General features: G+C 57.8%; 12 protein-coding genes and 1 pseudogene. 6 read left to right on the forward strand and 7 right to left on the reverse strand.

What is annotated here, in order from left to right; translation table 11 throughout:
• Positions 1–62: 62 nt before the first annotated feature.
• The 3 genes from ehuB (NGR_RS30520) to ehuB (NGR_RS30530) all read right to left on the reverse strand — a co-directional run bounded on the left by ehuB (NGR_RS30520) (position 63) and on the right by ehuB (NGR_RS30530) (position 2,870).
• Positions 63–965, reverse strand: a complete 903-nt coding sequence (ehuB, locus tag NGR_RS30520; RefSeq protein ID WP_010875192.1) for an ectoine/hydroxyectoine ABC transporter substrate-binding protein EhuB — start codon at positions 963–965, stop codon at positions 63–65.
• 465 nt (positions 966–1,430) lie between these two features.
• A complete protein-coding gene (locus NGR_RS30525) occupies positions 1,431–1,895 on the reverse strand; it encodes an Lrp/AsnC family transcriptional regulator (protein WP_164924729.1) in 465 nt (154 codons plus the stop codon).
• A gap of 327 nt (positions 1,896–2,222) precedes the next feature.
• The gene (gene ehuB, locus NGR_RS30530) at positions 2,223–2,870 is read right to left on the reverse strand and encodes an ectoine/hydroxyectoine ABC transporter substrate-binding protein EhuB (protein WP_164924730.1); all 648 of its coding nucleotides are present in this window, start codon (positions 2,868–2,870) and stop codon (positions 2,223–2,225) included.
• A 181-nt stretch (positions 2,871–3,051) separates the two neighbouring features.
• On the opposite strand from ehuB (NGR_RS30530), the gene istA reads away from it, so the two are divergent.
• Positions 3,052–4,602 carry an IS21-like element ISRsp2 family transposase gene (istA, locus tag NGR_RS30535; protein WP_010875060.1) on the forward strand — a complete coding sequence of 517 codons (1,551 nt, stop codon included), beginning with the start codon at positions 3,052–3,054 and terminating at the stop codon, positions 4,600–4,602.
• A gap of 11 nt (positions 4,603–4,613) precedes the next feature.
• Positions 4,614–5,390: an IS21-like element ISRsp2 family helper ATPase IstB gene (istB, locus tag NGR_RS30540; protein ID WP_012708757.1), complete on the forward strand. Its 777-nt coding sequence runs from the start codon at positions 4,614–4,616 to the stop codon at positions 5,388–5,390.
• Positions 5,391–5,436: 46 nt separating this feature from the next.
• Here the strand turns inward: istB and NGR_RS30545 are convergent, their stop codons facing one another.
• Entirely contained in the window at positions 5,437–5,745 is a 309-nt protein-coding gene (locus tag NGR_RS30545; RefSeq protein WP_164924731.1) for a hypothetical protein, read from the reverse strand.
• A gap of 651 nt (positions 5,746–6,396) precedes the next feature.
• Here NGR_RS30545 and NGR_RS30550 point away from each other — a divergent pair.
• Positions 6,397–8,514 (forward strand): prolyl oligopeptidase family serine peptidase, encoded by a 2,118-nt coding sequence (locus NGR_RS30550; protein WP_010875194.1) that lies wholly within the window; start codon positions 6,397–6,399, stop codon positions 8,512–8,514.
• Positions 8,515–8,838: 324 nt separating this feature from the next.
• Here the strand turns inward: NGR_RS30550 and NGR_RS30555 are convergent.
• Positions 8,839–9,599 (reverse strand): IS5-like element ISNGR9 family transposase gene (locus NGR_RS30555; RefSeq protein WP_164923967.1). Its coding sequence is split into 2 segments (ribosomal slippage): positions 8,839–9,260 and positions 9,260–9,599, totalling 762 coding nucleotides; the frame shifts between segments, so codons are not numbered across the junction.
• 204 nt (positions 9,600–9,803) lie between these two features.
• Positions 9,804–10,187 carry an Lrp/AsnC family transcriptional regulator gene (locus NGR_RS30560; RefSeq protein WP_010875196.1) on the reverse strand — a complete coding sequence of 128 codons (384 nt, stop codon included), beginning with the start codon at positions 10,185–10,187 and terminating at the stop codon, positions 9,804–9,806.
• Positions 10,188–10,213: 26 nt separating this feature from the next.
• On the opposite strand from NGR_RS30560, the pseudogene NGR_RS30565 reads away from it, so the two are divergent.
• The 3 genes and pseudogenes from NGR_RS30565 to NGR_RS30575 all read left to right on the forward strand — a co-directional run.
• Positions 10,214–10,918: pseudogene (locus tag NGR_RS30565) on the forward strand (FAD-dependent oxidoreductase); the annotation flags it as partial.
• A 33-nt stretch (positions 10,919–10,951) separates the two neighbouring features.
• A complete protein-coding gene (locus NGR_RS30570) occupies positions 10,952–11,332 on the forward strand; it encodes a RidA family protein (protein ID WP_010875198.1) in 381 nt (126 codons plus the stop codon).
• A 112-nt stretch (positions 11,333–11,444) separates the two neighbouring features.
• Positions 11,445–12,920 (forward strand): NAD-dependent succinate-semialdehyde dehydrogenase, encoded by a 1,476-nt coding sequence (locus NGR_RS30575; RefSeq protein WP_010875199.1) that lies wholly within the window; start codon positions 11,445–11,447, stop codon positions 12,918–12,920.
• On the opposite strand, the gene NGR_RS30580 is transcribed toward NGR_RS30575, so the two are convergent.
• On the reverse strand, positions 12,881–15,001 hold the full coding sequence (locus tag NGR_RS30580) for a methyl-accepting chemotaxis protein (RefSeq protein WP_240545269.1): 2,121 nt from the start codon (positions 14,999–15,001) through the stop codon (positions 12,881–12,883). The two genes, NGR_RS30575 and NGR_RS30580, sit on opposite strands and share 40 nt — an antisense overlap.
• Positions 15,002–15,021 lie beyond the last annotated feature (20 nt).

The raw sequence follows: 15,021 nt of genomic DNA on the forward strand, positions 1-15,021 counted from the left end.
CGCGTTCGCACCGGAGAGACGTCGACGGATGTTTCGGTCGACGTTCAATCGTTCTTGCTGCCTCAATTCGAGCATAACTCTTTGGTCGTCTTGTCGGGTATCGCCGCGATCGACTCTGGCAAATAACCGTACCCGAGCAAGAGCTGCTTGAACTCATCCGTCTTGCGGAACTCCAGGAGCGCCTCGTTGAACTTGTCACGCAGGTCGGCGGATTCCTTGTTGAAGCTGAAGGCACCCCAACTGCGCTGAATTTTGCCATCGATGACCGGATCTTGGAAAGGCGTGGCGAGTTCGACTTTGTCGCTCTTTTTGGCAAGGTCGGCTGCAGTTGAGGCCGCCGCTGCATAGGCGTCGGCGCGCCCGGTGGCGACCGCTGAAATAGCGTCGGCATTTGCTGCGATCGTTATTATGTTCTCGTTTGGGACGCCCAATGCCTGCATCATTCGCAACTGATCGGCGCCCGCCATGATCGCAATCTTCCCCTGTTGAGCCACGTCTTCATAGGAGTGAAAGTTTCGCGGGTTGCCTTTGATCACCAGCATTCCCTCGCCATAACTGGAATTCGGCTCACTGTAGATAACCTTCTCGCAACGCTCTGGTCGAATGGCCATCCCGGCGGCGGTCATGTCAAAGCGGTTGGCTTGCAGCCCGGGAATTAACGACCCAAAAGTCGTGACGACCCATTGAATGTTCTCTGGTTTGATCCCCAATTTCTCGAGGACGCGCCGCGCAACATCGGCCTCAGAGCCCTTCACCTCGCCGTTCGGGTCGGTATAGCTGCCGGGCATCTCATTCGCTATTGCGATAGTGATGTACCCGCGCGCTTTCACTTCCTCGAGCGTCACGGCACCTGCAAGCTGCGCTGACAAGAACAAACTTAGGGCCGCAGCCACACTCGCAATGCGGCCGGCAGGAAGGAAGCGAGCAACAGCAGGTGCGGTTTTGGAGATCTTTAGATGTGTCATTTGGTTCCCCTTTTTGAGCGGGCTTACGAAGCCGCCGCTGGGGATGATCAATGCACTCGGCCGCCAGGATTCGGCATTTTTCTGCCTCGGCCGCAGGAAATCAGTAAAATTCAGGCGGGTTTCGCAGGGTTTGGACGGGAACCACCCGGACTTCCCCGCATGGGGTTGTAATGCGCTCTGCTTCTAGTCCGAAGACTGACAGTGCGAGGGATTGGCGGACGTCCTCCTGTACTGCTGGTTTCTAACTGACACGTGCGGCGTACGAGGATCGCGTCCTAGTGGACAGGCGCCTTTATGTTAGAGACACAGAAGGGGTCTACTATTTCCAGGGCCGGTCACGCTACCCCAGATGATTGACCGACGGCACTTCATCCGGCCTCCAGGTCATTGCGCTAGCAGGTCGCGCCAGCCTACGTTTGTGCGAGTTCGCCGGCTATGGCGTCGGGCGAACACGATAGTTTCGGACTAGATTTCGATTGGAACTGCAAATGTGGCTTTCACTCGATCCATAACCACCATGGTCTTAAAGCCCTTGATGTCGTGATTCTCATAGAAAAACCTCCGAGTAAACTCCTCGTATTCCTCCATGTCCTTTGCTGTCACTATTAGGATGAAGTCCGCATCACCTGTGACGTAGTAACCAATCATTACCTCCCGCGTATTTCGAATAGAGGACTTGAACCTGTCGACAATATCGGCACGTTCTCGTTCCAATGACACCATAACAATCATCGTTACGGGGCGGCCGACAGCCTTGGGAGACACTATGGACACATCCGCTTCGATCACACCTAGGCTACGGAGCCGTTTAAGTCTCCTCTGACATGCTGTGGGTGAAAGGCCAACCTTGTCGGCGAGTTCTTCGGAAGTGAGCCGGTTATTTTTCTGTACGGCATTGAGGAGCGCCACATCTGCCCGATCAAGTTCCATAGCGTAATCCTGCAGGATTTCTTGAGAATTGCAGACATCCTGCATAATGACGCTTTCTCCGGCTGTCAATCACCGAGGAACGACGCCCGTACGCTCGAAACTGCGTTCCATTAATTGAAAGACCTCGAAACCCGAACTTGGCGCGAGGAACAGCGTGTTGGTCTGCTGAGGCCGCAACGCTCCTCTGAATGCATTTGTAGACTTTTGTCCCATTCAGTGTCGCTGGTGCACCCGGTCACAATGGTTGTCACAAGGCTGTCGCGAGTCGTATTCGAAAGAAGGACTTAGGAATGGGTCGCTGGATGAGCGACCCATCAATCTTCCGCTTTACGGTGAACAAAGGACATCGGTGGTTTTCGTTGGGATCGCGGCAATGCTTTCCTTTGTCATGCCATACGCCAATTGAATCTCTTTGAATTTCTCAGTCTTTTGAAACTCAAGAAGCGACTTGTTGATCGCGTCGCGAAGGTCGCCGGATTCTTTATTGAACGTATAGCCGCCCCAGCTCCTTTGGGGCTTCCCGTCAATAATCGGATCCTTAAAGGGTGCTGCGAGTTCGACTTTATCGCTCTTACCTGCCAAATCAGCGGCGGTAGTGGCGGATGCTGCGTAGGCGTCAGCGCGTCCCTGAGAGACAGCTGCAATAGCATCTGCATTCGATGCGATGGTGATAATATTTCCTTCTTCAACACCCAGCTTCTGCATCATTCTGAGCTGGTCAGCACCGGCCATGATCGCAACTTTACCTTGCGTGGTAATGTCCTCGTAAGAGTGAAGATTTTTGGGATTACCTTTTGGGACCAGTAGACCCTCGCCATAGGAACTGGTTGGCTCGCTATAGATTACCTTTTGACATCTTTCTGGGCGGATAGCCATTCCAGCTGCCGTCATGTCGAAGCGATTTGCCTGTAAGCCTGGTATCAAAGAGCTAAAGGACGTAACGATCCATTGGATGTTTTCACGCTTGATGTCCATGCGTGCGGGTTTCGGCAAAGTCCGGACAGGATTTCCGGTAATCTCCGGACACAGTTTTCAGTAATTCCCGGACAGCGATTCCGCTAAATCCCGGACAGTTTCCGGCGGCGGTTTGACGGGTTGGTTCGCGGCTGCGCCGTCTTGTTGGTTAGGCCTCTCACGACAACGTTGAGAGGGGCCGATGCCGAGACGGAAGCAAGCAAGACGAACGACAGTGAGGGATATCCGGACTATTCTGCGCCTGACCCATGAAGAGGGTCTTTCGGTGCGCGAGATTGCCGAGCGGCTGAAGATCGGCAAGAGCTCGGTATCGACCTATTTGCTGCGATCTCGGGAAGCCGGGCTTTCGTGGCCGTTGCCAATCGGCGCGGACGAGGATGCAAAGCTGGAGCGGCGGCTGTTCGGCCGAGCCGGTCGACCGCCGCGCGATCTCAGCGAGCCGGACTGGGCGCTGGTGGTTCGGGAGCTGAAGCGCAAAGGCGTGACGCTGACGCTTCTATGGCAGGAATACCGCGCCAGCCATCCTGATGGTTACGGCTTCACCTGGTTCTGCGAGCAGGTTGCCGCCTTTCGGCAGCGCACCAGTGTAGCGTTCCGCAATCGGCACGCGGCGGGCGCCGTGATGCAGACCGACTATGCCGGGCCGACGGTGCCGGTGATCGATCCGGCAACCGGTGTCATCCATCCGGCCCAAATCTTTGTCGCGGTGCTGGGCGCCTCCAACCTGACCTTCGCCCATGCCAGCTTTAGCCAGCAGTTGCCGGATTGGATCGACGGTCAGGTGCGTGCTCTGACCTTCTATGGTGGGGTCACCAAGGCAATCGTGTGCGACAACCTCAAATCGGGGGTGGCCAAGGCCCTTTGGTTCGAGCCGACATTGACTGCGACGTTCGCCGCCATGGCGGAGCATTACGACACCACGATCCTGCCGACCCGCAGCAGGAAACCGCGCGACAAAGGCCGGGTCGAAGGCGCGGTATTGATCGTGGAACGCTGGATTCTGGCCCGGCTCAGGAACCGTACCTTCTTCTCGCTTGCCGCCCTCAACACGGCGATTGCCGAATTGCTCGAGGACCTGAACAACCGGACGATGCGCCATGTCGGCAAAAGCCGCCGCGAGCTGTTCGAGGAGATCGAGCGGCCAGCCTTGAAGCCCTTGCCGGCGATACCGTTCGAATATGCGGAATGGAAGTCGGCGAAGGTCCATCCGGACTATCATGTCGAGGTCGACAAGACCTTCTACTCGGTGCCGCATCGGCTGATCGGATGCACCCTCCAGGTGCGGCTCACCCACCGGGTGGTCGAGATCTTCCACGACCACCAGCGTGTCGCCAGCCATGTTCGCCGCTCCCAGCGTTCCGGCCACGTCACCGTCAACGACCATATGCCCAAGGCGCATCAGCGCTATGCCAACACCACGCCGGCCAATCTGATCGGCCGTGCGACCCAGATCGGCCCCAATGCCGCCATCCTGGTCGAACGCATGATGCGCGACAGGCCGCATCCGGAACAGGGATACCGCTCGGCCATGGGCATTCTGTCGCTGGCGCCGCGCTATGGATCCCAGCGCCTCGAGGCGGCCTGTGAGCGGGCGCTCACCATTAATGCCATCACCTATTCCTCCGTCGCCTCCATCCTCAAATCCGGCCTCGACCGGGAAAGACCGCAGGCTGAACACGCGGCCCCCACGCCTGCGCATACCAATATCCGTGGCCGATCCTACTACCAGTGAAGGAAGCAAGAATGCTGACGAACCCCACCCTCGACCAGATGCAGGCCCTCGGGCTGACGGGCATGGCCGCCGCCTGGCGCGAATTGACCGAGCAGTCCGGCACCAATGAGCTCAGCCGCGATGAGTGGCTCGGACTGATGCTCGACCGCGAAGTCACCCTGCGCGCCGACAAGCGCATCCGTAACCGGCTCGCCTCCGCCAAGCTACGCTTTGCCCAGGCCTGTATCGAAGATATCGACTTCGCCGCCGCCCGCGGTCTCGACCGGCGCAACACCATGGCGCTCGCCCAGGGGCAATGGCTCACCGCCCACGAGGGCCTGATCATCACCGGCCACACCGGCACCGGCAAGTCATGGCTGGCCTGTGCCTTCGGCAGGCAAGCGGCCAGGCTCGGTCACTCCGTGCTCTATGTGCGCGTGCCCCGAATGTTCGAGGAGCTCGCGCTTGCCCGCCTCGACGGCTCCTTCCCCCGCCTCATCGACAGGCTCACCCGCGTCCAGCTCCTCATCCTCGATGACTTTGGAACCCATACGCTCTCCGATCAGCAGCGCTTTCACCTCTTCGAAATCGTCGAGGAGCGTTATCAGCGAAAGTCCACCCTGATCACAGCTCAGGTTCCCGTGGCAAGCTGGCACGACCTTATTGCCGACAGCACGGTCGCCGACGCCATACTCGACCGTATCGTCCACAATGCTCACCGCATCACCCTCCGGGGCGAGAGCATGCGAAAGCAAAAAAGCGCACCCCTCTTGACTGGGGCAGAAAACGGCGAAATCAATCAGCCCTGATGCTAACCAGGCTGCCGAGGACCAACCGCATCAAACTGTCCGGACTTTAATGAAATTGCTGTCCGGGATTTAGCGGAATCAATGTCCAGTTTTTGCGAAGCGCGCACATGCGTTCAAGGACATGTTGGACCACTTCCGCTTCTCGCCCCTTAACGTCGCCGTTAGCATCTGTGTAGCTGGCTGGAATCTCGTTGGCGATCGCAATTCGAATGTACCCTCGTGCCTTAACTTCCTCGAGGGTCACCGCTTCTGCCGCACTAGCCCAGACGAGTAGGCACACGGCGGCACTCGCTAGTGCAGCGCCTTTCGGACGTACGCCAAAGAATTTGATGACTTCGCTGTACACGTCGACCATTTGGTGCTCCCCTGTTTTGAGATGAATCGTGGTCCATCGCCCGATTGTATCGGCGCGGCTCTGCAGTGATCCTGCAAAGACTCGCAAGAATTGCAGGCTTCGGGTGTTTAAAGGCTCATCTCGCAGCAATCCTGCACGTCCATGGACTTTTCCAGTCCCACGACGCGGAAATTTTGCTCACGCAGTCCAATCGGAGGATGATATTCCGCATCTGGCGTTGAGACAGCCGCGCCTCGCCGCATTAAAGCGCGAGCGGGCGAAACTTTGCAGGATTCCGTCGTGCTCACCTACATTGCGCCCAAAAGCGCCTTCGTTTCCGAATTATTGTGTGGCCCTGGGCTTAAGCTTCTTACTTCGTCTTGGCCGCAGAAGCCTTTCTAGCTGGGACTGACGTATAAACCCGGAGAAGTGAGCCGTGCCTGTCGCAAGCTGTTCTGCAACCATTGGTGGGGAGCTTGAGGTGCGCCTCCGCGGGGTCGGCTTGCCACACAGGGGAATTGACCGGTTCGCGAACACGGAGCGTTGGCTCAACTTCCTGGACCCATCGCCTTCCGACGCCTCAGAGTTCTTCCCGTTGTTGCTCGGCAACCGTCGGCTTTGGCTCAGCCCTGCAAAACGCTATGTCTGCAATCCAATTCCAGGAGCATTCTGATGGAAAATAAGTCCCTGCAGCCCCCGCTTCCCCGAAGCGAACGCCGGATTCGAGTGCTTCATAACGACGTCACGATCGACTCCTACGGCTGGCTGCGCGACAGGGAAGATCCTGATGTCCTCGCATATTTAGAAGCCGAGAACCATTACGCGGATGAAGTGACGTCCTATGTAGCAGAACTCAAAGCCGATCTAATCGCCGAAATCGAGAAGCGAGATTCTTGCGATGGCGCACCACCACCGTTCCAAGTCGGCTTTTTTTTCTATTTCCAGAAAAGTCAAAGCGGCTTGCTACATTCAGCATGGTGGCGCCGGCCGGTAACTGGAGGTCCAGAAGAGCTTGTCTTCGATCCGAACACGCTCCCTGGGGCAGAAGTGTTCTATTCTCTCGGCGCGCTCGAACCGAGCGATGACGGTCGCTACATAGCATTCAGCTTCGACCTCATCGGTAACGAGCGCTACGAATTGAGAGTGAGGGACATGACCAACGGCCGCGAGATCTGGCGCGACCCCTCCCGCGCTGGGCGACTAGTTTGGGCAGCGGACAATCGCACGCTCTTCTTTACGCGCGAGCGCGCCGATCGGCGCCAACACGACCGTGTTGTTCGATTGGACGTCGAGACCGGACGTTCCGAGGTGGTGTTCGAAGAAGTGAATGAGCGACTGGCCCTGGTGGTTCGGCGGTCGGGCAGCGGCGCTTACCTGTTCATAGACGTGATCATCACCTCGGACATGTCTTCTCGCATCCAGCGCGCCGCCGCGGAGGTATGGTGTCTTCCTGCCGAACGACCGACAGACATGTGGCGCCGGATCCTTGCACGTGAACTGGGGCACGAGATCTACGCGGAACACTGGGGCAACGAGTTTCTTTTTCGAGTTAACGACACTGGCCCGAATTTGCGCCTCGTGCGCACGGCGATTGATGACACCTCACCGTCGCGCTGGCAGGAAGTGGTTCCACATCGGGCCGGCATAACGCTCGAGGAGATTCATGTCCTTGAAGAGCATGTGATTGTGTTAGAGCGCGAAGGGATTCAACCTCGCTTAGTCGCGCACCACCGAAATGGACGAGTCGGGCCCAGTATCGTCCCCGTCGAACATAGCTGCACCGTGACCGTTGGTCTATCGGCAGGCGGCAGCTACTCCTGCGCACGACATCCTTACCGGGTCTCTGCGCTGACCTACAAAATCTGTTCTTTTGTGACGCCTGACATATTCATCCAACACGACCTCCTAACGGATAAGTCCAAAGTCCTCTACCGAACCCTGGTATCAGGTTTCGAACCAGAACTGTACGAGGCTAGGGTCGTAATGGCGAAGGCAGAGGACGGAGTGGAGGTTCCAATCTCGATAGTAGCGCGGCGAGATAGAGGTGAAGACGGTCCGGTTTTGCTGAACGTGTATGGCTGCTACGGAGCACAAAGCTTACCGGCTTTCTTTGGCTGGCCTTCATCAATGACCGCTCGCTTGAGCCTACTCGATCGCGGGGTAGCCTTTGGCATCGTGCACGTGCGAGGAGGCGGCGAACTCGGTCGGGCGTGGCACGAAGCGGCGACCCGCGATCAAAAGCGACTGACGCACACGGACTTGATCGCTGCGGCCGAGTGCCTCGTCGAGCATCGGTTCGCCAGCCGTGACGGCATTGTCATCGAGGGCAGGAGCGCTGGCGGCGGTACGGTTCTGGCCGCCGCTGTCCTGCGCCCTGACCTTTTTCGAGCTGTGCTCGCCGAGGTTCCACTTGCCGATATCATCGACACGGAGTTGGACTTCACGCTCCCATACGCCCTAAGAGAAACTGCAGAGTATGGAGATCCGCATCTTGCTAACGACTATCAATATCTACGAAGCTATGACCCTTACTATAATCTGACGCCTGATCGACGGTATCCGCCGACATACATCGACGCGGCCCTCCACGACAGTCAGGTGCTCTACTATCAGCCCGCTCGCTATGTTGCGCAGCGCCGATCAAAGGCCGTTGATCGTGATCCGGACCTAATCTTCCGCACTCGGATGATCGGCGGCCATATGGGTGTGTCACATGGACCAGGAGTAGCAGAAGAAGCCGCGTTTCGCATGGCATGGATTCTCCACCGGCTGGGACAAAGCGGACGTTGAAACCCCTCGGGCCAAAGCTTCCAACGCTTGGCACACACCGACGCGAAAGCGAGGCTCAAGCTATTGCTCGGCGGCAAAGAAATAAAGAAGGCGTCGGGAGATCGACGCCATTGATGTGGGCGCGGCGATCGTCTCGATGCCGCCTCGCGACAACCTTCCGGGTCAACCGCCGCGGAGGGGGCCGTCCGCTGTTGTCGACCCGGCTGGCGAATTGGCAAGCAGCCATGCAGCCGTCAATTAAGAATCGCGTTTCAAGCCATTCTTCCCGTCGTGACGCGACGGGAAGATAGCGCATAGGCCCGCTAGGTCGTAGTGACGATTTAACTATTTGAGCCATATGGCGATAGCGGCGAGTTTGACAAAGCCCATGAAGTTGGCGAGCAACTTGTCATAGCGTGTCGCGACGCGGCGGAACTGTTTGAGCTTGTTGAAGAAGCGCTCGATGCGGTTGCGTTCTTTATAGAGTGCGGCGTCGTAGGCCCTTTGCATTTTGCGATCCCGTTTGGGCGGGATGACGATTTCAGTTCCTGTTTTCTCCAGTTTCTCAATGAGATGTCCGGCATCGTAGCCCTTGTCGGCCAGCAGGGCATCGGCGTGGAGACCGTCGACGAGATCATGGGCGGCTGTGATGTCGTTGCGCTGTCCCGCCGTGCCGATGAGGCGAAGCGGCAGGCCGAGCGCATCGCCGGCAGCATGGATTTTGGTGCTCAGCCCGCCTCGAGACCGACCCAAGCCCTGGGCATCCGCCCCCCTTTAGCCCTGCGCGCCCCGGCCGCATGCTGATGGGCGCGCACGATAGTCGAATCGATCATCAACCATTCCAAATCAGCTTCGCGGGCAAGCACGGCAAGCATCTCGTCGAGCACGCCCATCTCGATCCAGCGGTAATAGCGTCGTTTTACGGCGCGGTAGTCACCCAGTCGTTCTGGCAGGTCTCGCCAGCGGCCGCCCGAACGGGCCATCCACAGCAGCGCATCCAGAAACAGCCGGTTGTTCGTGCGCGGGCCACGCTTGCCCTTCGTGCCCCCGGGCACAAAACCTCTGATACGTTCCCATTGATCGTCCCGAAGCCCATCGCAATCCATCACTGACCTCCAAAAGTCAGTGTTGAATCTGATTTGCCCCTTCTTGGGAATCTCAATCCGTTAAATCGTCACCACGACCTAGTGCCTTCGATTGCTGAGCTCACATCTTCTGTGGCCTGTAGCCCCTGCGGATCTTGAGGGGCAGCGGTCATATGAGGTACACAGCCTACCTCACTGCCGCGCAATCTCTCAAATGGGCAAGTTTCATCTTTTTGCTTTCAGACGGCCCGCTAACACATTTCTAATCGAGAAGCTCGAATGGATACGCAGCACCCCAGGCAACGTCGACAGGACCTCTTTGTGTATGCGCTCGAATGCCCCGGCATTCTCGACGTCCACCCTCAGCATGTAGTCTGATCCGCCGGTCATTAGATAGCACTCCCTAATTTCGGGGTGCTTGCGCACGGCCGCTTCAAACTTGTCGAGGTACTCCTCCGTCTGCCGCTCCAGCGTAATGTTGATGATGACGGCTATGGTCGATTCCGACTGCGTCGGATCGACAAGCGCCGTATAGCCCCTGATGACACCTGCCTGCTCCATAAGCTTGATACGCCTCAGGCAGGCTGACGGCGAAAGCCCAACTTCCACGGCGAGCTTCGCGTTGCTGACCCGCGCGCGACAAGATCGTCGGTGGGCTGCTGACGCCGAAGGACGAGACCGGCGACTGCTTCAAGTTCACCAACGCGCTTGCGAAGAAGGCGGAGCAATTGGGCGTCCGCTTCTCCTGGGGCACGGAAGTCAGGAAACTGGATGTCGAGGGCGACAAGGTCAGGGGTGTCGTAACCAACTGGGAAAGGCTCGCGGCCGATGCTGTTGTCGTCGCACTCGGCAGCTATTCGCCGCTACTGCTGAAGCGTCACGGCATCAAGCTGCCGGTCTACCCGGTCAAAGGCTATTCGCTGACGATCCCGATCACCGATGCCTCGCGGGCGCCGGAATCGACCATCATGGACGAGACGTACAAGATCGCCATCACGCGCCTTGGCGACCGCATCCGCGTCGGCGGCATGGCAGAAATTTCCGGATACACCAATGATCTCGGCCCCGCCCGGCGACGCACACTCGAGCATTCCGTCATGGACCTCTTTCCCGGCGGCGATGCAAAAGAAGCATCCTATTGGTCGGGTCTGCGCCCAATGACGCCGGACGGCACGCCCGTCATCGGCCCAACGAAGATCGCCGGTCTCTTCCTTAACACCGGGCACGGCACGCTTGGCTGGACGATGAGCTCCGGCTCTGCCCGCGTCATTGCGGACCTGGTATCTGGCCGGAAGCCCGAGATCGACGCCACCGACCTCGCCGTCAGCCGCTACGCTTGAGCACTCACTGGATACCAATGGAGGACTAAAACTTTGATCGAACCCATTTCTACAAACGATGCCCCCGGCGCGGTCGGCCCCTACTCCCAGGCCATCAAGGTTGGCGATCTGCTTTTCGTCTCCGGGCAGTTGCCAATCGATCCGGCCACCGGGGAGTTCAATTCGGCCAATGCTGTCGAACAGGCCGAACAATGCCTCAAGAACCTTCAGGCGATCGCCAGGGCCGCCGGCACGGATCTGTCGAAGACGGTCAAGACGACAGTGCTGCTCACCGACCTTGGCGACTTCGCGGACATCAATCGCGTTTACACGGGCTTCTTCTCCACCCCCTACCCGGCGCGCGCCTGCTATGAAGTCAAGGCGCTGCCAAAAGGTGCCAAGGTCGAGATTGAAGCCGTCATCTCTCTGACTTAACGGAGAGAGCAGTCCAAGGGACGAGCCGGCGCAATGGCGATCATTGCTCCGGCTTTGCCTTTCGCGACAGGCGGGAAGAGGCGCAATCGAACGCGCGTGGGAGGAACGAAGAATGACACTGACATCGGCATTGACGCGGCACCTGAAATGTCCCGAGCTTTTTCGCAACCTTGCCAATGAACCGCACCCTTCGGTCGCTGGCCAGCGGCAACGGTTCTCCGTGTTTAACCCATCCACCGGCGAATTGCTGGCCGAAGTGCCGGATATGGGTGCTGCCGATGCCCACGCGGCCATCGAAAGGGCTGATGCCGCACAGGAACCGTGGTCGGGACTGACCGCGCGGGCGCGATCGGATATCCTCTGGAAATGGCACCGGTTCATTCTTGAACACAGCGATGACCTCGCAGCCATCCTGACCGCCGAAATGGGCAAGCCGCTTGGCGAGGCGAAATCCGAAGTGCAGCATGCGGCAGCCTATCTTCAATGGTATGCGGAAGAGGCGAACCGCATCTATGGCGAAACCATCTCGGCGCCATCGACCGACCGGCGCATGCTGGTGATCAAACAGCCGATCGGCGTCGTCGGCGCCATCACACCCTGGAACTTTCCCGCCTCGATGGTGGCGCGCAAGATTTCGCCGGCGCTTGCGGCAGGCTGTACCGTCGTGCTCAAGCCCGCCGAGCAGACGCCTCTGGTCGCAGGCGCGATGTTTGCATTGGCAAAACTGGCCGGTTTTCCGGACGGCGTCCTGAACCTGGTCTATGCGTCGGAGGGGGACGCGATCGGCCGCGAACTCTGCACCAATCCGAAGGTCCGGAAGATCAGCTTCACAGGCTCGACCGAGGTCGGCCGGTTGCTGATGCGTCAGTGCTCCGACCAGATCAAGAGGATCAGCTTCGAACTCGGTGGCAACGCCCCCTTTATCGTCTTCGACGATGCCGACATCGACGCCGCGGTCGACGGAGCGATTCAGGCAAAATTCCGCAATGCGGGACAGACCTGCGTGTCTGCCAACCGGATTTATGTTCAATCCGGCGTCTATGCCGAGTTCGCCGAAAAGTTCACCGAGCGGGTGCGCACTCTGAAGGTCGGTGACGGCTTTGATCCGAATGTGGCGATCGGTCCATTGATCAATCAAGAGGCTCTCAAAAAGATTGAACTCCACATCAGCGATGCCGTCCAGAAGGGCGCAAGGGTTCGCAGTGGCGGCCGTCGAACTGGATCATCCGGCACGTTCTTCGAACCGACGGTCGTCACGGATGTTTCTAAAACGATGCGTCTGGCTGAGGAAGAGACCTTCGGACCGCTTGCACCTCTGTTACGGTTCGATGATGCAGATCACGTTGTGCGCGAGGCGAATGACACGATCTATGGTCTGGCAGCTTACTTCTACGCCTCCAACCTGAAGCGGGTTTGGCGGGTGGCAGAAGCGCTGGAATATGGCATGGTCGGGATCAACACCGGCCGGATGTCATCCGAGGCCGCGCCCTTCGGGGGCGTCAAGCAATCGGGTATTGGCCGGGAGGGGTCCAGGCATGGGCTGGAAGACTACCTCGACATGAAGTATCTCTGTGTGGGCGGGCTTTGAGGCTGTCGGGTGGAAGAACCCCCTCCCAGTTCGAATTGTTGAATTAGTTCCAACAGATGCTGCGCCTCGGCGTTCAAGGATCGACAAGCGGCGTCCGATTCCTCGGCCATCGCCGCTGTCTGCTGAGTAGATTGATCAATCTCAGCGATCGTAGTCTGAAATTCAGACAGATGCTTTGCTTGGCTCGTTGCCGTTGCAGCAATGTTGGAAACCGTGGTCCTGATCAGATCGACACGCGCGGCTATATGCTTGAGCAATTCACTCGCGCTATCGACAAGCTCTTTGCCGCGCTCCACACGTTGGGTAGAAACATTGATCAAGTCCTTAATTTCCTTGGCGGCGTCAGAGGATCGCTGTGCGAGCGCCCGGACCTCCGAAGCAACGACCGCGAATCCTTTCCCGGCTTCCCCCGCTCTGGATGCTTCAACACCAGCGTTGAGTGCTAAAAGGTTCGTTTGATGTGCAATCTCCTCGATGACCGAGACGATCGTTGCAATCTTTGCAGAAGACTCTTCGATCTCCAACATGCCCGCTATTGCGCTCGAAACAATCTCGTCCGACGCGGCTGCAGCGGAGTGGGCGTCGCGGACAAGCGCATCAGCATTATTTGCCGCGTTCGCTGTGACGCTTACATCGTTTGATATTGCATCCATCGTATTCACGGCACCATCGAGCACGATAGCCTGATGTTCCGTCCGTTTCGCCAGGACATCAGTTGCGCAGCTTATTTCGGAGACGATAGACGACATCGACGCGGCTTGAGCCGCGACAGTTCGTATTGTCTCTCTGAGTTGCCCTAGTGCGCGGTTGAAATCGCTCTTGAGCGGACGATACTCTTCTGGGAAATCCACGGTGATGGGTCTACTAAACACTCCATCGGAGAGTGCTGCTAAGCCTCCGCCAATTTGAGCCATAACTCGGGCTTGCTCGTCGAGCCGCTCTGACCGCTCCATCTCCATCATCCTGCGGTCGTGCTCCATCGCCTCTTCAGCGCTCCTTGCATCGTCCTCCGCAGCAACCCTAGCTATCGCGTTATCTCGAAAGACGAGAACTGCTCTAGACATTTCGCCCATCTCGTCGCGGCGATCGACACCAGCGACACGCACGTTTATGTCACCGTTTGCGAGTCTTTTCATAATAGACACCAGCCCCGCCAGTGGCCCTGATATTGAGCGAGAGGCGAGGATGGCCATTGCCAGCGCCAGAATCGCAGTGGCAGCCGTAATGCCGATAATCTTGATCAACATTGCAGTTGACGCCGAGACAACATCTGCCTCCGGCTCTAGGGCAATGATCGACCACTGGTGATCCTGCCATTTCAGTTGTTGTGATGCAGAAAGAACCTCTTGAGCGCCGAAATTGGACGTCTTTATACCTTGGGAGAGCAGGTCACTGTTGACGACCGCTTCAGCGTCTTCGTCTCTGGATATGGACGACAAGGAGCGAGGTTTGCCGTCGCTCCCGGCAATGAGCGCTTCGCTGTGTGGGCCGAAACCCTTTGCTTGACCCATGACTGCATTTAGCATTTCGGTACTCATGGAAATCAGTAGAGTACCATTTCGTTTGTCAGGTATGAACGGGTGAACGATCGCAACGGCATATAGAGCCTGCCCCGGTGCGGACAACGTTGGAGGCGTGAAATCAGTCATCACCGCCTCCTGACTGTTAGCTGAGCTTGCGATGGCCAAGTTGATCGATCCGTTGGCATCTACGGGGCCGACCGGATTAGTTCCGGTGCTATAGATGATTGCGCCCTCAGCATTTGCTAAAAGGATCCCCGAATATGACTGCTTGGCGGCCAACGGCTTGAGCCAAGCATCCAGCTTTTGATAATTGTCGACATAGAATTTCGTGGTTGGTGTTGCCGCGAGACTAAACTTCCCACTCTCGACTTTATCTACCGACGCTGCCGTGAGGTCTGTTGGCGACACCGCCGCGAAACCAACACTCGTATTATTAAAGAGTTGAAGCAGCCCAGGATTGGCGGAGAGCCCTTCGACTTCGAACTTGGTCGCCTGGAGTTTTGTGAGGAGCGCGTCTCGCATCGAGATAGCGACATAATTAAGGTGCTTCTCGATCAAGCTCCTGGTTGTTGCGACTG

Source organism: Sinorhizobium fredii NGR234 (genome assembly GCF_000018545.1).
GTDB lineage: Bacteria > Pseudomonadota > Alphaproteobacteria > Rhizobiales > Rhizobiaceae > Sinorhizobium > Sinorhizobium fredii_A.

Coding starts and splice junctions, on each gene's coding strand:
- ehuB (WP_010875192.1), bottom strand. CDS start 965: ATGACACATCTAAAGATCTCCAAAACCGCACCTGCTGTTGCTCGCTTC.
- NGR_RS30525 (WP_164924729.1), bottom strand. CDS start 1,895: ATGGAACTTGATCGGGCAGATGTGGCGCTCCTCAATGCCGTACAGAAA.
- ehuB (WP_164924730.1), bottom strand. CDS start 2,870: ATGGACATCAAGCGTGAAAACATCCAATGGATCGTTACGTCCTTTAGC.
- istA (WP_010875060.1), top strand. CDS start 3,052: ATGCCGAGACGGAAGCAAGCAAGACGAACGACAGTGAGGGATATCCGG.
- istB (WP_012708757.1), top strand. CDS start 4,614: ATGCTGACGAACCCCACCCTCGACCAGATGCAGGCCCTCGGGCTGACG.
- NGR_RS30545 (WP_164924731.1), bottom strand. CDS start 5,745: ATGGTCGACGTGTACAGCGAAGTCATCAAATTCTTTGGCGTACGTCCG.
- NGR_RS30550 (WP_010875194.1), top strand. CDS start 6,397: ATGGAAAATAAGTCCCTGCAGCCCCCGCTTCCCCGAAGCGAACGCCGG.
- NGR_RS30575 (WP_010875199.1), top strand. CDS start 11,445: ATGACACTGACATCGGCATTGACGCGGCACCTGAAATGTCCCGAGCTT.